18 protein-coding genes are annotated in these 21100 nt (G+C 41.1%); 15 read left to right on the top strand and 3 right to left on the bottom strand.

From position 1 onward, the window contains the following. Positions 1-49 precede the first annotated feature (49 nt). Positions 50-265, top strand: a complete 216-nt coding sequence (locus HMPREF3002_RS02850) for a capsule biosynthesis transcriptional regulator (protein ID WP_003004771.1) — start codon at positions 50-52, stop codon at positions 263-265. Between the two features lie 120 nt (positions 266-385). Here HMPREF3002_RS02850 and HMPREF3002_RS02855 read toward each other — a convergent pair whose 3' ends face one another. Both HMPREF3002_RS02855 and HMPREF3002_RS02860 read right to left on the bottom strand, forming a co-directional pair. Beyond that, a complete protein-coding gene (locus tag HMPREF3002_RS02855; protein ID WP_023919314.1) occupies positions 386-1126 on the bottom strand; it encodes an amino acid ABC transporter ATP-binding protein in 741 nt (246 codons plus the stop codon). Beyond that, positions 1126-2688 (bottom strand): ABC transporter substrate-binding protein/permease, encoded by a 1563-nt coding sequence (locus tag HMPREF3002_RS02860; protein ID WP_023919313.1) that lies wholly within the window; start codon positions 2686-2688, stop codon positions 1126-1128. The genes HMPREF3002_RS02855 and HMPREF3002_RS02860 overlap by 1 nt, the downstream gene beginning before the upstream one ends. A gap of 116 nt (positions 2689-2804) precedes the next feature. On the opposite strand from HMPREF3002_RS02860, the gene HMPREF3002_RS02865 reads away from it, so the two are divergent. The 9 genes from HMPREF3002_RS02865 to sufB all read left to right on the top strand — a co-directional run bounded on the left by HMPREF3002_RS02865 (position 2805) and on the right by sufB (position 13020). After that, the gene (locus HMPREF3002_RS02865) at positions 2805-4712 is read left to right on the top strand and encodes a DUF2207 domain-containing protein (RefSeq protein ID WP_023919311.1); all 1908 of its coding nucleotides are present in this window, start codon (positions 2805-2807) and stop codon (positions 4710-4712) included. A gap of 108 nt (positions 4713-4820) precedes the next feature. Beyond that, positions 4821-5657 (top strand): undecaprenyl-diphosphate phosphatase, encoded by an 837-nt coding sequence (locus HMPREF3002_RS02870; protein WP_013904699.1) that lies wholly within the window; start codon positions 4821-4823, stop codon positions 5655-5657. Between the two features lie 135 nt (positions 5658-5792). Further along, on the top strand, positions 5793-6530 hold the full coding sequence (gene mecA, locus HMPREF3002_RS02875) for an adaptor protein MecA (RefSeq protein ID WP_003013950.1): 738 nt from the start codon (positions 5793-5795) through the stop codon (positions 6528-6530). After that, positions 6527-7684 (top strand): glycosyltransferase family 4 protein, encoded by a 1158-nt coding sequence (locus HMPREF3002_RS02880; RefSeq protein ID WP_049485793.1) that lies wholly within the window; start codon positions 6527-6529, stop codon positions 7682-7684. The genes mecA and HMPREF3002_RS02880 overlap by 4 nt, the downstream gene beginning before the upstream one ends. 134 nt (positions 7685-7818) lie before the next feature. Beyond that, a complete protein-coding gene (sufC, locus tag HMPREF3002_RS02885) occupies positions 7819-8589 on the top strand; it encodes a Fe-S cluster assembly ATPase SufC (RefSeq protein WP_023919309.1) in 771 nt (256 codons plus the stop codon). 66 nt (positions 8590-8655) lie between these two features. Next, a complete protein-coding gene (gene sufD / locus HMPREF3002_RS02890) occupies positions 8656-9918 on the top strand; it encodes a Fe-S cluster assembly protein SufD (protein ID WP_023919308.1) in 1263 nt (420 codons plus the stop codon). Between the two features lie 9 nt (positions 9919-9927). Continuing rightward, positions 9928-11154: a cysteine desulfurase gene (locus HMPREF3002_RS02895; RefSeq protein WP_023919307.1), complete on the top strand. Its 1227-nt coding sequence runs from the start codon at positions 9928-9930 to the stop codon at positions 11152-11154. After that, positions 11141-11575 carry a Fe-S cluster assembly sulfur transfer protein SufU gene (gene sufU / locus HMPREF3002_RS02900; RefSeq protein ID WP_023919306.1) on the top strand — a complete coding sequence of 145 codons (435 nt, stop codon included), beginning with the start codon at positions 11141-11143 and terminating at the stop codon, positions 11573-11575. The genes HMPREF3002_RS02895 and sufU overlap by 14 nt, the downstream gene beginning before the upstream one ends. Positions 11576-11607: 32 nt before the next feature. Beyond that, a complete protein-coding gene (gene sufB, locus HMPREF3002_RS02905; RefSeq protein ID WP_003010279.1) occupies positions 11608-13020 on the top strand; it encodes a Fe-S cluster assembly protein SufB in 1413 nt (470 codons plus the stop codon). A 56-nt stretch (positions 13021-13076) separates the two neighbouring features. On the opposite strand, the gene HMPREF3002_RS02910 is transcribed toward sufB, so the two are convergent. After that, entirely contained in the window at positions 13077-14318 is a 1242-nt protein-coding gene (locus HMPREF3002_RS02910) for a serine hydrolase (RefSeq protein ID WP_023919305.1), read from the bottom strand. A gap of 205 nt (positions 14319-14523) precedes the next feature. On the opposite strand from HMPREF3002_RS02910, the gene HMPREF3002_RS02915 reads away from it, so the two are divergent. The 5 genes from HMPREF3002_RS02915 (at position 14524) to HMPREF3002_RS02935 (ending at position 21023) form a co-directional block, all read left to right on the top strand. Next, on the top strand, positions 14524-16509 hold the full coding sequence (locus tag HMPREF3002_RS02915) for a peptide ABC transporter substrate-binding protein (protein WP_023919304.1): 1986 nt from the start codon (positions 14524-14526) through the stop codon (positions 16507-16509). A 72-nt stretch (positions 16510-16581) separates the two neighbouring features. Further along, positions 16582-18081, top strand: coding sequence for an ABC transporter permease (locus HMPREF3002_RS02920; protein WP_023919303.1), 1500 nt, complete (start codon positions 16582-16584; stop codon positions 18079-18081). Next, positions 18081-19007, top strand: coding sequence for an oligopeptide ABC transporter permease OppC (gene oppC, locus HMPREF3002_RS02925; protein ID WP_023919302.1), 927 nt, complete (start codon positions 18081-18083; stop codon positions 19005-19007). Before HMPREF3002_RS02920 ends, oppC begins: the two co-directional genes overlap by 1 nt. An 11-nt stretch (positions 19008-19018) precedes the next feature. Continuing rightward, positions 19019-20086: an ABC transporter ATP-binding protein gene (locus tag HMPREF3002_RS02930; protein WP_070665174.1), complete on the top strand. Its 1068-nt coding sequence runs from the start codon at positions 19019-19021 to the stop codon at positions 20084-20086. A 10-nt stretch (positions 20087-20096) separates the two neighbouring features. Continuing rightward, positions 20097-21023, top strand: a complete 927-nt coding sequence (locus HMPREF3002_RS02935) for an ATP-binding cassette domain-containing protein (RefSeq protein WP_003010296.1) — start codon at positions 20097-20099, stop codon at positions 21021-21023. The last annotated feature ends 77 nt before the right edge of the window (positions 21024-21100 follow it).

Raw genomic sequence — 21100 nt, forward strand, 5'->3', positions numbered from 1 at the left:
GCAAAACAATTTATATTAGTATTGGAAATAATAATATAGGAGAAAGATCATGGCTAAATCGAACTTTGAAAAAGTAGAATCAGTTGTTGGATGGGTACGCGATAAGAAAATTACGGGATATCGTATCAGTAAAGAAACAAATGCCCGTGAAATGTCTATCATTGCCTTGGCTCAAGGACGTGCAAAAGTGAAGAACATCTCGTTTGAAACTGCACTCGGATTGATTGATTTTTATGACAAAAATCATCAAAAATTCGAAGATTAATTTGTTGTTCCAATTAAAAACCAGAGAGTTTGCTCTCTGGTTTTTTTCTATGCCTTAAAAGAAGAGGAGGTACAAAAAAACAGCTTGCTTCCATACTGGTAAGCAAACTGTTTCAAGAGATTAATGTAAGAAGCGTTGAAGAAATTCCTTGGTCCGTTCTTCTTTGGGATTGGTAAAGATTTCTTTTGGATCTCCTTGTTCAGCAATGACACCCTTGTCCATGAAGATGACATGGCTAGAGACATCGCGAGCAAATTCCATTTCGTGGGTGACAACAATCATGGTGAGACCTTCTTTTGCCAGGTCCTGCATGATTTTCAAGACTTCTCCAACCATTTCTGGATCTAGGGCAGAAGTGGGTTCATCGAAGAGAATGGCATCAGGATCCATAGAGAGGGCACGTGCGATAGCGACCCGTTGCTTTTGACCACCTGAAAGTTGTTTCGGACGGGCAGCCCAATATTGAGATCCCATACCGACTTTTTCAAGGTTTTCTTTGGCAACTTTTTCTGCGGTTTCACGATCACGCTTGAGGACGGTTGTTTGTGCAACGATGGTATTTTCCAAGACGTTTAAATTTTCGAAGAGATTAAAGCTTTGGAAAACCATTCCTAATTTCTCGCGGTAGTGGGTAAGATCATACTCAGGATCAAGAACATTTTGTCCACGATAGAGAATCTCTCCAGCTGTAGGAGTTTCTAGAAGATTGATGGAGCGAAGGAAGGTTGATTTTCCGCTACCAGAGCTCCCGATGATGGAGATCACCTCTCCTTTTTCAACCGTAAGGGAAATATCTTTCAAGACTTCATTTTGACCATAAGATTTTTTTAAATGTTGAATTTCAAGAATTTTTTCTGACATTATTTCACCTCATTGACTTGCATTTGATTTGCACCTGTAGTATAAGTATCAGAATCTAAGCGACGTTCGATGTAGCGAAGGATTCGTGTGATGGTAAAGGTGAGAACGAAGTAAATCACAGCGATGATCGTAAATGTTGGGAAGTATTGGTAGTTTTGAGTTGCGACCGTATTTCCTGTAAAGTACAGTTCAACTACAGAGATAACATTCAAAACAGATGTATCCTTGATGTTAATAACAAATTCATTCCCTGTTGCTGGCAAGATATTGCGAACAACCTGTGGAAGGACGACCTTGCGCATGGTTTGTCCATGGGTCATTCCTAGAGCAGTCGCTGCTTCAAACTGACCTGGATCCACTGCTAAGATCCCACCACGAACAATCTCACTCATATAAGCTCCGGTATTGATGGATACGATAAAGATGGCGGCCCAGGTACGATCCAAGGAAATGTTAAAGGCTTGGGCGGAACCGTAGAAAATGACCATGGATTGAACGATCATCGGAGTTCCACGGAAGATTTCAATGTAGACATTGAGGAACCAACCAAAGGCAGTTTGGCATCCAGCAAGGAATTTATTTTTAGCCTTCGGAGCTGTCCGGAAGACACCGATTAACAAACCGATAATCAACCCAGCGATAGTTCCAGTCATAGAGATTAAGAGGGTCATTCCAGTTCCCCGTAAGAACTGTGGGCCATTATCCTTTAAAATCTTCATCATTTGGCTAAAGAATGTCTGCTTATCATCACTAGCATCACTGGAAGCTGGTTGCTTCTTAATCATATCATCCATGAGTTTGACTTGGTCTTCAGACGAAATCTTAGCTAGTGCGGCATTGACTTGGTCAATTCTAGTGTCACCCTTCTTCATCCCGATAGCGATGGTCGCATCTTCTTCCCCAACTTCAAATCCTTTTTTGAATTGAATCATTTTAAATTTAGAATTAGCGGACTCGGCGGTTAGGGCTTCGGGACGTTCAGAAACATAGGCATCAATAACACCCGATTCTAAAGCTTGACGCATCTGGGCAAAATCACCCATTGCAGTTTCTTGTTTCACACCCTTGAGTTGGGAAATGAGAGAATAGAGGTAGACCCCTTGTTGAGAGGTGACCTTTGCATCCTTAAAGTCATCTAGACTAGTGGCGTTTGCATAATTTCCATCTTTACGAACGAGCATGACCGGTTCACTGGTATAGTAGCTCTTTGAGAAGGCGACCTCTTTTTTACGTTCAGCGGTTGGACTCATCCCAGCGATAATCATATCGATTTTACCAGAAGTGAGGGCTGGAATTAAACCGTTCCAAGATGTTTTTACGATCAGAGGTTTTTTACCTAACTCCTCAGCAACTTTTTTGGCGATTTGGACATCGTACCCATTGGCATATTGATTGGTACCGTCAATTTTAACAGCTCCATTTGCATCATCTTCTTGGGTCCAGTTGAAAGGAGCGTAGGCCGCTTCCATTCCGATTCGTAAATAGTCATCTGCATGAGCAACCTGTGTGATGCCTAGGCAAATGAAAAGCCCTGTTAAGAGCGCGAATAATGTTTTTTTCATTTTTTCTCCTCTTCCTTATTTTAACTTCTCTATTGTACAGTAAAATAGGCTGCATTTCAAACATGGTCCTCTTTTTATTTAAAAAATGCTATAATAATACAAAGGAGCGTGATCAAATGAAAAAGTATTTGTATGTTTTTTTCGCCTTTCTGGCCTGCCTTTTTGTCAGTCAGAATGTCCATGCATCTAGTCCATCTTATGATGTACTTTACTATGGTGGAACCTTGACCTTGGACACCTGGGACGACGCCACCTATGAGGAAGAACTGGTTTATTATTTCAAAGATTCTTATAGAGGGCAGTATGTTAGCCTAGGAACTGCGGGCAACATGCCACAAGGGTTTGCAATTGAGATACCGCCAAAGGTTGAGGTGGAAGGTCGTGATCTTCAAAGAGAACCCGAGATTACGAATCTAGGTGATGGCTACCGAGTGAAAATTTATAACAGTGGTGTAGCGACAGATACTGTCAAAATTAAAGTTACATGGAAATTAAAAAATCTCCTCTATTCACACAAGGATATCTTGGAGTTGAACTGGAAACCGATCACAGATGGCGATCAGAAGGTGGATGAAGTTCAGTTTCGTGTCATCCCTAAGTTTGCACCAGCTAATGCCCAATCGGAACTGTATATCCATACAGCCTTTATGGGACCGGATGTGACTGTAAAGAAAGAAGATGGAATCTATTCTGCCACTTTCTATAACCTAGGCAAAGGAAAGGCTGTGGAGTTGTATGGTTACTGGTTGAAGTCAGATCTAACTACTTTGTATGATTCTGGTCGAAATACAGGATTAACCAAATTGGATGAATTTCACAAGAACCAAGCTAAAATTGAACAGGAAAAATACTGGACACGCATGTTTTGGAACTGGATCTTGCCAGCCTTCATTATTGCACTCTGGCTTCTTTCTCTCTTGGGTCGCAATCGGTTCAAAAAAATGATTTGGCCTGGTGTGACCTATCCGACTGATACTCGTCTTTACGAGATTCCACAGGATATTGCACCTCTTGTTATGAGCTCGGTTGTTTATTCAGCCGAATTAGACGAGGCCTCCCCGACCAATAAAGAGAAGGCAACTCCTCCAGTATTCACATTTGAAAAAATGCTTCAAGCTACTTTGCTGGATTTGATGGATCGTGGAGTGATTGTCTACGAGCAACAAGGAAATGAAGTCGTTTTGACGAGAAAGTCTCATGGACATGTGGATGATTTTGAACGCTCCTTTATGAATATGGCTTTTGGGGATCAAGTTTCCTGTCCTGTTAACCGTCTCTTTGAGAATTATAAATTTAGTGATGATGTATACAAACATGCCAAAAAAGCAGATCAAGATGCCATTCGTTCACTAGGAAGTTGGGCTCAGGGCCGCTTTGATACGGCTGTCAACCAAGTGGCCCGAGATGTTCATCGCAAGGTGGAAGATCTCCATTTGCCAAGCTACTATCGCCCTTTAGAAGCAAAAGAAGAAGCGCAAGCTAGACGAAGTCTCTTCTTTGGTTGGGCTGCTTGGTTTATCGCTCTTGGAGCAGAAATCTTTGCCATCTTTGGGATGGGTTGGTTCTCTGTTCCTTGTTTGATAGGGATCCTCATACTTTGGTTTATGCCAGTGCGCTTCAATGGTGTCTTTAAAGCCTGCCTACGAGATGGAGTTGTCAATCTTGCGGGTGCTGAGCAACGCTATTACTGGGATAGTTTTGGTCGGATGTTGAAAGAGATTGCCCACCTCAATGATGCAGAGTTGCAGTCTCTGGTCCTATGGAATCGCTTATTGGTCTATGCGGCCTTGTATGGTGTAGCTGATCAGGTCACAAAGGTCATGAAGCTTCGGAATATTCATTTAGAAAATCAAGCCTTAAACGCCTTCGTTTATACTCCGTTCTATCATGATGTGACCCACTCAAGTCATGCCATGTCTACTTATGGATCGACAGCATCGACAGCTAGTCATTTCACAGTTTCCTCTGGTAGTGGAGGAGGTTTCTCTGGCGGAGGAGGCGGAGGAGGCTTTGGTGCCTTCTAAGCAGCACTAAGAATGGTCTTGGTCGCTCTTTCCCTTCTAGTTTAGAAGGTCTGGTCCAGTCCATAGATTTATGATATAATAGAGCAAATGTAAGTTTAGGAGAAAAAGATGTTTCTGATCGAATTAATCAAGGCGGTTCTTTTTGGGATTGTCGAGGGGATTACAGAATGGTTACCGATCTCAAGTACAGGTCACTTGATTCTGTTACAGGATTTTGTGCAGTTTAAAAATCAAGATCCAGCCTTTATGGAGATGTTCAATGTCGTGATCCAATTGGGTGCGATCCTAGCGGTTGTGGTGATTTATTTCGATAAATTGTATCCCTTCAAACCGGGGAAATCTCCACTAGAAGTACGTCGAACTTGGCAATTATGGGCAAAAGTTGCGGTTGCAACGCTCCCGCTTGTCTTTGTTTTTAAATTGGATGATTGGTTTGAGGCGCATTTTCACAATTCGATTTCCGTTGCGATTATGTTGATCACCTACGGGATTGCCTTTATCTATCTGGAAAGACGAGAACAGGTTGAGCCAGCAGTAACGGAATTGCATAAGCTCCCTTATCGAACAGCTCTTTATATCGGACTCTTCCAAGTTTTATCGCTATTTCCAGGAACAAGCCGTTCAGGTGCTACGATTGTAGGCGGCTTGATCAATGGTGTTAGTCGTCCAGTGGTGACAGAATTTACCTTTTATTTAGGGATCCCAGCCATGTTTGGCGCTAGCCTCTTAAAGGTTGGAAAATTCGCTCTTGGCGGACATTCACTAGCACTGGGGCAACTCTTTATTCTACTGGTAGCGATGGGAGTGGCCTTTGTGGTCAGCATGTACGCTATCCGCTTCTTGACAGATTATGTGAAAAATCATGATTTCACCGTCTTTGGGAAATACCGGATTGTTCTTGGTTCCATCTTGCTATTGTATGGACTCTTCCGTGTTATTTTCTAAGAGAACGGTTGAACTTGATCAAATTATTTTTCGAGGTTGGAGACTTTTGTCCCGACCTCTTTTCGATGCATCCTTTTTTTGAATTCTATCCAATTTTTTAGTATAATAGTAAGACTAGAAGTATGAGGTTATGCTATGAAGATGAAGCAAATTAGTGATTCAACTATTAAGATCACGATCCAACTAGAAGACTTAGAAGAACGTGGGATGGAAATTGCTGATTTCCTTGTCCCACAAGAAAAAACAGAAGAGTTTTTCTACGCCATTTTGGATGAACTCGAAATGCCAGAAAGCTTCCTGGATAGCGGGATGCTTAGTTTTCGTGTGACACCAAAACCAGATAAACTGGATGTTTTTGTTACCAAATCAAAAATTGACCAACAATTGGATTTTGAGGATTTATCAGATCTTCCTGATATGGAAGAGTTGTCGCGCATGACGCCAGATGAATTTATCAAAACCCTGGAAAAAACAATCTCTGATAAGACAAAAGGGGATGCAGAAGCTATTCACCATTTGGAACAAGAAGAGTTGCGGGACAATCAAGAACAAGATCCGACACCTGAAGCGCCAGTAAGTCAGTATATTTATTACATTTTGCGTTTTTCAAATATCCAGCAAGCAGTTGCCTTTTCAAAAACGGTCAGCTTTCCAGTGGATACCTCTGAATTATACAAAATGGGATCTGATTATTATTTAACTGTCTTGATCGATACAGAGGATCAACCAAATCAATATCCAACCTGGTTACTTGCCATCATTCGGGAGTATGCGGATGATTCAGAAGTGACACGGGCCGTTCTGCAGGAACATGGTCACTTACTAATGGTGTCTGGTGCGATTGAGAATTTGAAGAAAGTTGCTAGCTTATGATGTCCTTTTCCTTGCAATTTGTTCTGGTGCTGATTGGGACTTTTATGATTGCCTTGGTATTGACGCCCTTGGTTCGCTTGTTCTCCTTTAAGATTGATGCCGTAGATTATCCGAATGCGCGTCGGATCAATACCAAGCCCATGCCAAGCGCGGGTGGACTGGCTATCGTGATTGCTTTTTCAATTGCGACTCTCGTGTTTATTCCTATGCTGACATCCACCACCGCACCAATCAAAAGTTACCTATCCTATACCTTGCCGGTCGTAGGAGCGGGATGGATTATCGCTCTTACAGGCTTGATCGATGATGTAAAAGAGTTGTCAGCCAAGAAAAAGATGATCGGTATCCTGCTGGCAGCGAGTCTGGTCTGGTTTTTGACAGATTTTCGGCTGAATGATTTCAAGATTCCGTTCGGTGGTCCCTTACTTCATTTTGAACCATGGCTATCGTATCTTTTGACAGTGATTTGGATTGTTGCCATTACCAATGCAGTCAATCTGATTGATGGATTAGATGGCTTGGTGAGTGGGGTCTCTATTATTTCCCTAGTGACAATGGGGATTGTGTCCTATTTCTTTCTACCAGTACCCAATCTCTTTCTGACCATGACGATCTTTGTCTTGGTTGCGTCCATTGCAGGTTTCTTTCCCTTTAACTACCATCCGGCCATTCTCTATTTGGGAGACACCGGTGCCTTGTTTATCGGATTTATGATTTCTGTCTTGTCCTTGCAAGGTTTGAAAAATGCGACAGCTGTTGCGGTAGTCACACCAATGATTATCCTCGGAGTACCGATTACAGATACCTTTTTAGCCATTATCCGTCGGACCCTATCTGGTCAAAAATTTTATAAACCGGATCGCAATCACTTGCACCACCGACTTCTTTCTCTGGGCTTGACACATCGGGGAACTGTACTTGTGATCTATGGGATTTCGATGATTTTCTCCTTGATTTCTCTCTTGCTCAACATCTCGAGTCGCATTGGGGGTGTCCTACTTGTGATCGGGCTCTTGTTTGGAGTAGAGTTGTTAGCAGAATTGATTGGGGTTTTAGGGCCACATCATAGTCCTTTGTTAAATGTTCTGCGCTATATAGGGAATTCTTCCTACCGGGAGGAAGTTCGTCAAAAACGAAAAGAAAAAACTAAATAAGAATAGTTCTAATCAAAAGAAAAGCCATTTAGGCTTTTTTTTGATATACTTGAAAGGTAAAAAAATACTTTGTGATGAAGGAATCGATGCTTTGAGAACCTTCTAGACTTCAAAGTAAAAAGAAAGGGAATGCAATGTCGACATTAGAAATTAAAGACCTTCACGTTGAAATTGAAGGCAAAGAAATTTTAAAAGGTGTAAACCTGACCCTAAAAACTGGTGAGATCGCAGCCATCATGGGACCAAATGGAACAGGGAAATCTACTCTGTCAGCTGCCATTATGGGAAACCCAAATTATGAAGTAACCAAAGGGGAGATTCTCTTTGATGGTGTCAACATCTTGGAATTGGAAGTAGACGAACGTGCACGGATGGGCTTGTTCCTTGCTATGCAATACCCTTCAGAAATCCCAGGGATTACCAATGCAGAATTTTTACGTGCAGCCTTGAATGCTGGTAAAGAAGAGGACGAGAAGATCTCTATTCGTGATTTCATCAAAAAATTGGATGAAAAGATGGAACTGCTCAACATGAAAGAAGAAATGGCAGAACGCTATTTGAACGAAGGATTCTCTGGTGGTGAGAAAAAACGCAATGAAATCCTTCAATTGTTGATGTTGGAACCAACATTTGCCCTTTTGGATGAAATTGACTCTGGTTTGGATATCGATGCTCTTAAGGTCGTATCTAAAGGGGTTAATGCAATGCGGGGTGAAGGTTTTGGAGCTATGATCATCACCCACTACCAACGTTTGTTGAACTATATTACTCCTGACGTCGTTCATGTGATGATGGAAGGCCGTGTTGTGCTTTCAGGTGGGCCAGAATTGGCTGCACGCTTGGAACGTGAAGGCTATGCACAACTTGCAGAAGAACTCGGTTACGACTATAAAGAAGAACTATAACCTGATGACAAGTGATCTAATGTTGTCATAAAATCAAACAGATAGTATCTTTATTAGGAGAAAAAAATGAGTATTGAAAATATTACCCTCTTTTCGGAATTGCATGCTGAGCCAAGCTGGCTGCAAGATTTACGAAAAAAAGCTTTTGACAAGATCGATCAGTTGGAATTGCCAGCCATTGAACGCGTCAAATTCCACCGCTGGAATCTTGGGGATGGAACGATCACAGAAAGCGAGGCTTCTGCCAATGTTCCCGATTTTACAGCCCTCGATTCAAACTTAAAATTGGTCCAAGTTGGAACCCAAACTGTATTTGAACAGGTGCCACAAACCTTGGCAGACCAAGGAGTCCTTTTCACAGATTTCCATTCTGCCCTAGAAGAAATTCCGCAGATGGTGGAAGACTACTTCATGTCTTCAGTCAAATACGATGACGACAAGCTAGCAGCTTACCACACGGCTTATTTTAATAGTGGGGCTGTTCTCTATATTCCAGATAACGTCGAAATTTCAGAACCAATCGAAGGTATTTTCTACCAGGATAGTGATAGTGATGTACCTTTTAACAAACACATTTTGATTATTGCAGGCAAAAACAGCAAGTTCAGCTATTTGGAACGCCTAGAATCAAAAGGTGATGGCTCAGCAACAGCAACTGCTAATGTGACGGTTGAGGTGATTGCCCGCTCAGGTGCCCAAGTGAAATTTGCGGCGATTGACCGTCTGGGTGAAAATGTCACAGCCTACATCAGTCGACGTGGAAAACTAGGTCAGGATGCCAGCATTGATTGGGCTATCGGTGTTATGAACGAAGGCAACGTGGTTGCAGATTTTGACAGTGACTTGGTTGGAAACGGAAGTCATGCAGATTTGAAAGTCGTTGCCTTATCAAGCGGTCGTCAGGTGCAAGGAATTGACACCCGCGTGACCAACTTTGGTTGCAACTCGATCGGAAATATCTTGCAACACGGGGTTATTCTTGAAAAAGGAACCTTGACCTTCAATGGAATTGGTCATATTATCAAGGGGGCTAAAGGAGCTGATGCTCAGCAAGAAAGCCGTGTTTTGATGTTATCGGACCAAGCGCGTTCAGATGCCAACCCAATCCTCTTGATTGATGAAAATGACGTTACAGCAGGCCATGCTGCATCGATCGGTCAAGTGGACCCAGAAGATATGTATTACCTCATGAGTCGTGGCCTGGATCAACACACAGCGGAACGCTTAGTGGTGCGTGGTTTCTTGGGATCTGTTATTGTTGAAATCCCAGTTCAAGAAGTACGTGATGAAATGATTGCTACCATCGAAGAAAAGTTATCTCAACGCTAAGGAGAAACAATGCTAGATAAAAATACGATTGCTCAAGATTTTCCCATTCTCGATCAACTAGTCCACGATGAGCCTTTGGTTTATCTAGATAATGCAGCGACGACGCAAAAACCTAAACGTGTTCTTGAAGCAGTCAATCACTATTATTTGCAAGATAACGCCAATGTCCATCGTGGAGTCCATACCTTGGCTGAACGAGCGACAGCTGCTTATGAGGCGGCGCGTGAGAAAGTCAGAAAATTTATCAACGCTTCATCAACCAAGGAAGTGCTCTTTACAAGAGGAACAACGACCGGACTCAACTGGGTAGCCCGCTATGCAGAAGAAGTCCTAAAGGAAGGGGATGAAGTCCTGATTTCCATCATGGAACATCACTCCAACATCATTCCTTGGCAGCAAGCCTGCAAGAAAACAGGAGCAAAACTGGTCTATGTCTATCTAAAAGATGGCTTACTGGATATGCAGGACTTAAAGAGCAAGCTTAGTGAGAAGACAAAATTTGTCTCTATCACCCATGCTTCAAATGTCTTAGGGGTGGTCAATCCGATCAAGGAAATTGCTCGATTAGCTCATGAAGTTGGAGCGATAATGGTCGTAGATGGGGCTCAATCAACCCCTCATATGGCCATTGATGTACAAGACTTAGATGCGGATTTCTTTGCTTTTTCTGGCCATAAGATGGCTGCACCAACAGGGATTGGTGTCCTCTATGGGAAGGAAGAAATCTTAGAGCAAATGTCTCCGATCGAGTTTGGGGGCGAGATGATTGACTTTGTTTACGAGCAATCTGCCTCTTGGAAGGAATTACCTTGGAAATTTGAAGCTGGAACCCCTAATATGGCGGGTGCAATTGGACTTGGTGCAGCAATCGATTACTTAGAAGAGCTGGGGATGGAACAGGTAGAAGCGCATGAGCAAGAATTGATTGCCTATGTGTTTCCAAAATTACAGGCTATCGAAGGCTTGACCATCTATGGTTCCCAAGACTTAGCCCAACGTTCTGGCGTCATTTCCTTTAATCTAGGAGATCTCCATCCGCATGACTTGGCAACAGCATTAGATTATGAAGGGATTGCTGTTCGTGCAGGTCACCACTGTGCACAACCGCTCCTTCAATACCTACAAGTTCCGGCGACAACGAGAGCAAGTTTTTATATCTACAACACCAAAGCGGACTGTGATAAATTAATTGAGGCATTGATCAAAGCAAAGGAGTTTTTCAATGGCACTTTCTAAATTAGATTCGCTGTACATGGCGGTCGTAGCTGACCATTCAAAACACCCGCATCACCAAGGGCAGATTGAAGATGTTGATAAGATCCAACTCAACAATCCAACTTGTGGAGATGTGATCCAGTTAAGTGTGAAATTTGATGAGAATGACAGGGTGGAAGATATTGCCTTTGTGAATTCAGGCTGTACGATCTCAACAGCTTCAGCTAGCATGATGACAGATGCTGTAATGGGAAAAACAAAAGAGGAAGTTGAAGAATTGGCACAGGTCTTTTCAGAAATGGTCCAAGGGAAGTCAGATCCTCGACAAGAGGAATTAGGAGACGCAGCATTTTTATCTGGAGTCTCAAAATTTCCACAACGGATTAAATGTGCGACCCTCTCCTGGAATGCTCTTAAAAAAGCGATCGAACGTAGCAAATAGTTAAAAGAAGAAACAGAGAAAGAAAGGAAATTATGGCTGAAGAAAGAGTCGAACCGAAACCAATTGATCTCGGTGAATATAAATTTGGATTTCACGATGACGTTCAACCCATTCTCTCTACCGGGAAGGGATTGAATGAAGCGGTTATTCGTGAATTGTCTGCAGCAAAAAATGAACCAGAATGGATGCTCGAATTCCGTTTGAAATCTTTTGAAACCTTCAAAAAGATGCCCATGCAAACCTGGGGAGCCGATCTATCAGAAATTGACTTTGATGATTTGATCTATTATCAAAAACCTTCGGATAAACCTGCCCGTTCATGGGACGAAGTTCCAGAGAAAATCAAGGAAACCTTTGAGCGTATCGGGATTCCTGAAGCAGAACGTGCTTACTTAGCAGGGGCTTCTGCTCAGTATGAATCAGAAGTGGTTTACCACAATATGAAAGAAGAGTTTGAAAAGTTGGGGATTATCTTCACCGATACGGATTCTGCCCTAAAAGAATACCCAGACCTTTTCAAACAGTATTTTGCGAAGTTAGTACCACCAACGGATAACAAATTGGCTGCCCTCAACTCAGCAGTCTGGTCTGGTGGAACCTTCATCTATGTACCAAAAGGCGTAAAAGTAGATGTCCCCCTTCAAACTTACTTCCGTATCAACAATGAAAATACAGGTCAGTTTGAGCGTACCTTAATTATCGTGGATGAGGGAGCAAGTGTTCACTATGTAGAAGGCTGTACAGCACCGACCTATTCAAGCAATAGCCTCCATGCTGCGATTGTTGAGATCTTTGCCTTAGATGGTGCTTATATGCGTTACACGACCATCCAAAACTGGTCTGACAATGTCTACAACTTGGTCACCAAGCGGGCTAAAGCTCAAAAAGATGCCACAGTTGAGTGGATCGATGGGAACTTAGGAGCCAAGACAACCATGAAGTACCCATCTGTTTATCTGGATGGGGAAGGAGCGCGTGGGACCATGTTGTCCATTGCCTTTGCGAATGCAGGTCAACACCAAGATACAGGTGCCAAGATGATCCACAATGCCCCTCACACTAGCTCGTCTATCGTGTCGAAATCCATCGCGAAAGGTGGCGGAAAGGTAGACTACCGTGGACAAGTAACCTTTAACAAAAATTCCAAGAAATCAGTTTCTCACATTGAGTGTGACACCATTATCATGGATGATTTATCTGCATCAGATACCATTCCATTTAATGAAATTCACAACTCACAAGTTGCTTTGGAGCACGAAGCTAAGGTTTCAAAAATCTCAGAAGAACAACTGTATTATTTGATGAGTCGTGGTTTATCTGAATCAGAAGCGACAGAAATGATTGTCATGGGATTTGTAGAGCCCTTTACAAAAGAACTTCCAATGGAATATGCCGTTGAGTTAAACCGACTCATTAGCTACGAAATGGAAGGATCTGTAGGATAATTCATTTTCATCAATCAAAAATCACAATGGATTTGACTCCATTGTGATTTTTTTGCTTATAATTTTTCGTTGACATAACGGACGAATTCATTCCACCAAACTTTTAAGAAGAAGCTTTTCTCAATGGTTCTTCCTGCTACCATATCGACCGTTGGCTCTTGATCTTCTAAGTAGCCACGTCCGATTTTATCTGGATCAGTGTAGTGTAATTTTCCAAGATTAGTGCCTGATTTGACAGGTGCTCGGAATGATTCTTGGTCACTCTTGAATTGAATTTTTGGTTCCGCTTGACTACCTTGTTTTTCGACGATATAGAAGTCTTTTTTTGCAACAGCTAAAACAGTCTCTGACTTCCCATCCATGATAGTTGCCTTACTTTTTCCGTAGGGATCTCCTTCTTTGACGACAATGGAAGAAACAAAGGTTCGTACCACGTAGTTCATCAGAGAAGAAGTAGCCACAAAGCGTGCATATGGATCACCGTCAACTGCCTCCACTCCTAGGACAACTGTGATCATATGGATGCCATTTTGCGTCGTCGATGCAGCAAAGGTGATGCCTCCTTTGGTAGAGTTGCTGACCCGAAGGCCGTCAACGCCCGAACGGTAATTTGGCATGCCTTCTAGCATCAGGTTGGGGTTTTCAATCTGCGTGTTTGAAAAAAGAGCAGTGGGCTTTGAAGTATATTTGGTCACTTCAGGGAAATCCTGAAGTAAGTGCTTGGCAATAACAGCAATATCATAAGCACTCAATTGATTTTCGTCTTCTTTCCCGTCGGAATCTCCGCTGATGGTTTGAGTATTTAATCCGGTAGCATTGATTAAATGAGGAGATTGAATGCCCCATTCAGCAAGTTTTTGCTTCATTTTTTCAACGAAGCTTTTCTCAGAGCCACCTACTTTCTCAGCTAAGGCCAAGGCAGCGGTGCTAGAATTTCCAACTAAAAGAGCAGTCAATAACTGTTCAACCGTATATTGGTTCGCTTCCATAGGAAGAGAACCAGCACCTTCGATATCATTTAAGGCTAGAGCTTTCTCAGACAGTTTGATAGGATCTTTTAGAGAAAGTTTTTTTTCATGAATGGCTTCGAAAATCAGATAAGTGGTCAAGAGTGTAGATAGTCCCCCCACATCTCGCTTTTTCTCTGAATCCTTTTCATATAAGATTTTACCTGTATCAGCTTCAACAGCAATAGCACTTTGAGCAGGAAGTTCTAGCTCGTCTGCTAGAACGACTTGATAAGGTAAACTGCATAACAGCAAGATAAAAGTTAAAAAAGAAAGAAAGAATTTTTTCACAGTTGTTTCCTCGTTGCTTAGTCCTCTCTATTGTATCATACAAATGATTAATGGAAAATCGTAAAATCATCAATTAGGCTAAAAAGCCAGTCATAGCAAGGTTTTTGAATAGTGATAAATCGAATATTCAGAAAATTTAGTTTACTTTTTTTTCTACTTGTGATATAATCTTAAACAAATCTAAAAAAACTATTGGAGAATTCCTATGAAAAAAGGTAAAGTATTTGCAGTTGCCGGAGTAACACTTCTTGCAGCTGGATTGTTGGCTGCATGTTCTAGTTCAAATACTAGCAAAGCAAGCTCAGGCGAAGACAAGAACTATGGTTATGTCTACACAGATGATCCTCAAACTTTGGACTACACTGTATCTTCTAAAGCTGCTACACACGATATTACTACAAACGTCGTAGATGGTTTGATGGCAAATGACAAGTATGGTAATCTCGTACCATCACTTGCAGAAGATTGGTCTGTTTCAAAAGACGGTTTGACTTATACCTACAAAATTCGTAAAGGGGTTAAGTGGTACGATGCAGACGGTGAAGAACATGGCGAAGTGACAGCTAAAGACTTTGTAACAGGTTTGAAACACGCTGCTGATAAAAAATCGGAAACTCTTTCACTAGTTCAAGGCTCAATCAAAGGCTTGGATGATTATGTACAAGGAAAAACTACAGACTTTAGCCAAGTTGGTGTCAAAGCGGTTGATGATTACACACTTCAATACACATTGAACAAACCTGAAACCTTCTGGAACTCTAAAACAACAAACGGAATCTTGTTCCCGATTAGCACAGATTTCTTGAAGAGTAAGGGAGATGATTTTGGTCAACCAAACGATGTGAAGTCAATCCTTGCAAACGGACCTTTCCTTCTTAAATCTATTACGTCAAAATCATCTGTTGTATTTGAAAAGAATGACAACTACTGGGATAAGAAAAACGTTCACCTTAAAGAAGTGAAACTTACCTACTACGATGGATCAGATCAAGATTCATTGGCGCGTGGCTTCTCTGATGGAGCTTATACAGTTGCTCGTCTTTTCCCAGCAAGCTCAAACTTTGCTACAGTAGAGAAAAAATATAAAGACAACATTTACAACACACCGGCTGGTTCAGGTGTAGCAGTCCTTGGTTTCAACATTGATCGTCAATCTTACAAACACACAGCTAAGAAATCAGATGCTGAAAAATCTTCTACTAAGAAAGCAATCTTAAACAAAGATTTCCGTCAAGCTATCACCTTTGCTTTGAATCGTGAAAACTATTCAGCGCAAGTAAATAGTAAAGCATTTGCTAAACCAGCTATCCGTAATACCTATACAGCTCCTGCTTTTGTACAAGTTAATGGGAAAGACTTTGGAGATGTGGTTGCAGATAAGTTGACTACTTATGGAGACCAATGGAAAGGTGTCAACCTTGCAGATGGTCAAGACGGTCTTTACAACAAAGACAAAGCAAAAGCACAACTTGAAAAAGCAAAAGCTGAACTTCAAAAAGATGGCGTTCAATTCCCAATTCATATTGACGTACCAGTAGCACAAAACTCTACAAACTTTGTTTCACGGATGCAATCATTGAAACAAACAGTGGAAGATACTCTTGGTAAAGACAATGTCGTTCTTGACCTTCAAATGATGGACCAAGACGAAGTGTTGAACATCACATTGAATGTTCCATCAGCTGCAGATGCAGATTGGGATCTTCAAGGATTGGTCGGATGGAACCCAGACTACGATGATCCATCAACTTACCTTGATACTCTTCAACCATCATCAGAAGACCAAACAAAAGTTTACCTTGGTTTTGCAGGTGGTGTAGATAATGCTTCAGCCAAAGCAGTTGGCTTGGATGAGTATGCGAAACTTCTTGCAGATGCTAATAGCGAATCACTTGATGTAGCTAAACGTTACGAAAAATATGCTACTGCTCAAGCTTGGTTGAGTGATAGTGCCTTAGTAATCCCAACAATGTCAAGCACAGGCGCAGCAACAGTTGTTTCTAAAGTGGTTCCATTCTCTGGCCCATCAGCTCAAACAGGTAACAAAGGATCTGCTTACTTCAAATATGTAGAAGTTCAAGATGAACCTGTTACTAAGAAACAATACGAACAAGCACGTGAAAAATGGCAAAAAGAAAAAGCTGAGTCAAACAAAAAAGCTCAACAAGATCTTGAAAAACACGTTAAATAATTAATTATTGCTTTTCATTAGAACTTTCTCTTCTAGGGGAGAAAGTTCTTTTGGACATTAAAGGAATGAAATATGAAAAAATATGTTTTTATGCGTATTTTGCGTTCGTTAGTGTCGATCTTTCTCGTCACGACATTAACCTACATGATTATCTATACGCTAACACCGAGAAATCTCATTTTTAAAAATGACCCCAACTACAATAAAGTAGCGAAGACAAAAGATTCGAAGATCAACTACGAAAATACTGTCTACGATCGCATGGGTTATTTGGAATACATGGATTCAAAGAGCTTGCAACAAAAAGCAAGTAAAGAAGATTCTTCTGTAACAGTTGATGCGACAACTGCCAATGAAAAGATCTATAAGGAATACATTAACAAATTAGGTCATGGTTGGCAGTTGAAACGTTTCCCAGAAAGTAAGTCTTTCTATGCGGTGCGTGAAATTCCAGTTTTTGAACGTGTCGTCAGCTTCTATGCGAATTTGATTCAATTTGATCATCCAGGTTGGGTGAAAGATGCTTCAAATCCAAACCTCAAACGCTATATCCGTATTGAAAATGATCCGTCTATTGGTTGGTCAGTTGTAGGTTCTGGTACGAAACACAAATACCTCTTGTACTTTAATGGTCAATTCCCATATGTACACCAAAACTTTGTGACCTTAAACCTTGGAAATTCATATCCAACTTATTCAAATACCCCTGTTCTTCAAGTTATTACACAAGGACAAGGAACAACTAAGAAGAGTGAAGTGAACTTCCCAACAGGTAAAAAGACATCTTCCATCGATATCTACTCACGTACCTACAAATCACCAAGTAAGGCAGACTCACAAGATATCAGTCGATTTGGTAAAGGGGACGCTTATACAGCAACGTTGAGCAACTATGAGAATCCATCCATGATTGCATCTTCTTCAATCATTGGTTTGATTGGTATTGCAATTTCTTATTTGATTGCGATCCCATTAGGATCTTACATGGCTCTGTTCAAGAACTCATGGTTTGATAGCATCTCAACAGCTGCTTTGACATTTATGATGTCTCTTCCAACCATTGCTTCGGTCTACATTGTCCGTTTAGCAGGTTCATTCTTTGGGCTTCCAGACTCATTCCCAGTTCTTGGAGCACAGGACTGGCGTTCATATGTATTGCCGTCTCTGATTCTTGGTTTATTGAGTGCACCATTTAACGCCGTTTGGATTCGTCGTTACATGATCGATATCCATTCACAAGATTTCGTCCGTTTTGCTCGTTCAAAAGGATTGTCAGAACGTGAGATTTCAAAAAAACACATCTTCAAAAATGCGATGGTTCCATTGGTATCTGGTATTCCGACATCTATTATTGGAGTTATCTCAGGTGCGACACTTACTGAAACAGTCTTCGCTTTCCCAGGTATGGGTAAAATGTTGATTGACTCTATTAAAGCATCAAACAACACCATGGTTATCGGACTTGTCTTCATCTTCACATCGCTTGGTATCTTTGCTGCCATGTTAGGTGATATCTTGATGACAGTGCTTGATCCACGGATTAAATTAACGAATACGAAAGGAGGCAAATAATGGCTACAATCGATAAAAATAAATTTCAGTTTGTAAAACGCGATGACTTTGCCTCTGAAGTAATCGATGCTCCAGCGTATTCATACTGGAAATCTGTATTCAGACAATTCTTTAAAAAAAGAACCACGATCATTATGCTTGCTGTTTTGATTGGGATTCTCTTGATGAGTTTTATCTACCCGATGTTTTCAAATTTTGATTACAACGACGTAAGTAAGGTAAATGACTTTTCAGCACGTTTGAATCCACCAAGTGCCAAAGCTTTCTTTGGTACAGATAACAACGGTAAATCCCTCTTTGATGGAGTTTGGTTTGGTGCTCGAAATTCGATTATCATTTCCTTTATCGCAACTGTTATTAACGTGGTGGTCGGAGTCATCGTTGGTGGAATTTGGGGAATCTCAAAATCCATCGACCGTATCATGATGGAAGTTTATAACGTTATTTCAAACATTCCATTTATGTTGATCGTTATCGTCTTGACTTACTCAATGGGATCTGGTTTCTGGAATTTGATTCTTGCCATGTCCTTAACAGGATGGATCGGAATTGCCTACATGATTCGTGTTCAAATCATGCGTTACCGTGATTTGGAGTACAACTTGGCCAGTCGAACATTAGGAACACCAACGTTGAAAATTGTTACGAAAAATATTTTACCTCAATTGGTATCTGTAATCGTGACCCAGACATCACAAATGTTACCAAGTTTTATTTCTTACGAAGCTTTCCTTTCCTTCTTCGGACTTGGTCTTCCAATCACAGTTCCAAGTTTGGGACGGTTGATTTCTGACTATTCTCAAAACGTAACTACAAATGCCTACCTATTCTGGATTCCACTTACTGTTTTGATTTTAGTATCCTTGTCATTCTTTATCGTCGGACAAAACTTGGCCGATGCCAGCGACCCACGTACACATAGATAGGAGGAGTAGATATGACATCAAATAACAATATTATTTTATCTGCTCAAGATATCGTAGTGGAATTTGACGTGCGCGATCGCGTACTGACAGCGATTCGTGGCGTATCGCTTGAGCTAGTAGAAGGTGAAGTTCTTGCCTTGGTTGGTGAGTCAGGTTCAGGGAAATCAGTTTTGACAAAGACGTTCACCGGAATGTTAGAAGATAATGGCCGTATTGCCCAAGGTTCGATTAAATACCGTGGTCAAGAATTGACAGATTTGAAATCGAATAAAGATTGGGAAAATATTCGTGGATCTAAGATCGCTACAATTTTCCAAGACCCAATGACAAGTTTGGACCCAATCAACACAATTGGTTCACAAATTACGGAAGTCATTATCAAACACCAAGGGAAAACAGCTAAAGAAGCTAAAGAAATGGCTTTGGACTATATGGAGAAAGTTGGAATTCCAGATGCGGAACGTCGTTTTGATGAGTATCCATTCCAATATTCAGGTGGGATGCGTCAACGGATCGTTATTGCCATCGCCTTGGCCTGCCGTCCAGATATCTTAATCTGTGACGAACCAACAACAGCCCTAGACGTAACCATTCAAGCGCAAATCATTGATTTGTTGAAATCCCTTCAAAAAGAATACCAATTTACAGTTATCTTTATCACCCACGACTTAGGTGTGGTTGCAAGTATTGCAGATAAAGTAGCCGTTATGTATGCTGGAGAAATTGTTGAGTTTGGTAAAGTAGAAGAAATTTTCTACGATCCAAAACATCCATACACATGGAGCTTGCTTTCAAGCTTGCCTCAATTGTCAACCTCAGATGGTGATCTTTACTCTATTCCAGGAACTCCGCCATCATTGTATGCTCCAATCAAAGGAGATGCTTTCGCACTTCGTTCAGACTATGCAATGCAGATTGATTTTGAAGAAGAGGCACCTGCTTTCAAAGTAACCGATACTCACTGGGCTAAGACATGGTTGCTCCATCCAGATGCACCAACAGTTCATAAACCAGAAGTAATCGAAAACCTTCACGAAAAGATTGGCTCAAAAATGGGCTTCACTCAAATTACAGAATAGGAGGAAGGAAATGACTGAAAAATTAGTTGAAATTAAAGATTTAGAAATTTCCTTCGGTGAAGGAAGTAAAAAATTCGTTGCTGTAAAGAACGCCAACTTTTTCATTAATAAGGGAGAAACTTTCTCTCTTGTTGGTGAATCAGGAAGTGGTAAGACAACAATTGGGCGTGCGATCATCGGTTTGAATGATACAAGTGCTGGAGAAATTATTTATGACGGTCGCAAGATCAACGGAAAAAACTCTCATAGTGAAAAATCAGAGTTGATCCGTAAAATTCAAATGATCTTCCAAGACCCAGCAGCAAGTTTGAATGAACGTGCAACAGTTGATTATATTATCTCTGAAGGTTTGATCAACCACCATTTGTTTAACAGCGAAGAAGAACGTCAGGAAAAAGTAAAAAATATTATGCATGAAGTTGGGCTTCTAGCAGAACATTTGACACGTTATCCTCACGAATTCTCAGGTGGTCAACGTCAACGGATCGGTATTGCCCGTGCACTTGTCATGGAACCAGAATTTGTCATTGCAGATGAACCAATCTCAGCCCTTGACGTTTCAGTACGTGCGCAGGTCTTGAACCTTTTGAAAAAATTCCAAAGAGAATTAGGCTTGACCTACCTCTTTATCGCCCATGACTTGTCAGTTGTGCGCTTTATTTCTGACCGTATTGCAGTTATCTATAAAGGGGTTATTGTAGAAGTAGCAGAAACTGAAGAGCTATTTAACCACCCAATCCATCCGTACACGCAATCGCTTCTTTCAGCGGTCCCAATTCCAGATCCAATTCTAGAACGTAAAAAAGTTCTAAAAATCTACGATCCAGAACAACATGATTACTCGGAAGATAAACCACAAATGGTTGAAATTAAACCAGGTCATTATGTATGGGCTAACAAAGCTGAAGAAAACAAATACAGACAAGAATATAAATAGAGAGGATTCCCTCTCTATTTTCTTTATTACTTTCAAAAAAACATTCAAAAAAATAAAAAATTTTTTAAAAAAGTGTT

Origin of the sequence: Streptococcus sp. HMSC065E03 (assembly GCF_001815045.1) — a bacterium.
Lineage (GTDB): Bacteria > Bacillota > Bacilli > Lactobacillales > Streptococcaceae > Streptococcus > Streptococcus parasanguinis_AD.

Bases quoted from the DNA above. Each gene is read 5' to 3' on its own strand.
- sufU (WP_023919306.1), top strand. From the start codon at position 11,141: ATGGCACTTTCTAAATTAGATTCGCTGTACATGGCGGTCGTAGCTGAC.
- HMPREF3002_RS02895 (WP_023919307.1), top strand. From the start codon at position 9,928: ATGCTAGATAAAAATACGATTGCTCAAGATTTTCCCATTCTCGATCAA.
- HMPREF3002_RS02920 (WP_023919303.1), top strand. From the start codon at position 16,582: ATGAAAAAATATGTTTTTATGCGTATTTTGCGTTCGTTAGTGTCGATC.
- sufC (WP_023919309.1), top strand. From the start codon at position 7,819: ATGTCGACATTAGAAATTAAAGACCTTCACGTTGAAATTGAAGGCAAA.
- sufD (WP_023919308.1), top strand. From the start codon at position 8,656: ATGAGTATTGAAAATATTACCCTCTTTTCGGAATTGCATGCTGAGCCA.
- HMPREF3002_RS02915 (WP_023919304.1), top strand. From the start codon at position 14,524: ATGAAAAAAGGTAAAGTATTTGCAGTTGCCGGAGTAACACTTCTTGCA.
- HMPREF3002_RS02860 (WP_023919313.1), bottom strand. From the start codon at position 2,688: ATGAAAAAAACATTATTCGCGCTCTTAACAGGGCTTTTCATTTGCCTA.
- HMPREF3002_RS02850 (WP_003004771.1), top strand. From the start codon at position 50: ATGGCTAAATCGAACTTTGAAAAAGTAGAATCAGTTGTTGGATGGGTA.
- oppC (WP_023919302.1), top strand. From the start codon at position 18,081: ATGGCTACAATCGATAAAAATAAATTTCAGTTTGTAAAACGCGATGAC.
- sufB (WP_003010279.1), top strand. From the start codon at position 11,608: ATGGCTGAAGAAAGAGTCGAACCGAAACCAATTGATCTCGGTGAATAT.
- mecA (WP_003013950.1), top strand. From the start codon at position 5,793: ATGAAGATGAAGCAAATTAGTGATTCAACTATTAAGATCACGATCCAA.
- HMPREF3002_RS02865 (WP_023919311.1), top strand. From the start codon at position 2,805: ATGAAAAAGTATTTGTATGTTTTTTTCGCCTTTCTGGCCTGCCTTTTT.
- HMPREF3002_RS02880 (WP_049485793.1), top strand. From the start codon at position 6,527: ATGATGTCCTTTTCCTTGCAATTTGTTCTGGTGCTGATTGGGACTTTT.
- HMPREF3002_RS02930 (WP_070665174.1), top strand. From the start codon at position 19,019: ATGACATCAAATAACAATATTATTTTATCTGCTCAAGATATCGTAGTG.
- HMPREF3002_RS02935 (WP_003010296.1), top strand. From the start codon at position 20,097: ATGACTGAAAAATTAGTTGAAATTAAAGATTTAGAAATTTCCTTCGGT.
- HMPREF3002_RS02855 (WP_023919314.1), bottom strand. From the start codon at position 1,126: ATGTCAGAAAAAATTCTTGAAATTCAACATTTAAAAAAATCTTATGGT.
- HMPREF3002_RS02870 (WP_013904699.1), top strand. From the start codon at position 4,821: ATGTTTCTGATCGAATTAATCAAGGCGGTTCTTTTTGGGATTGTCGAG.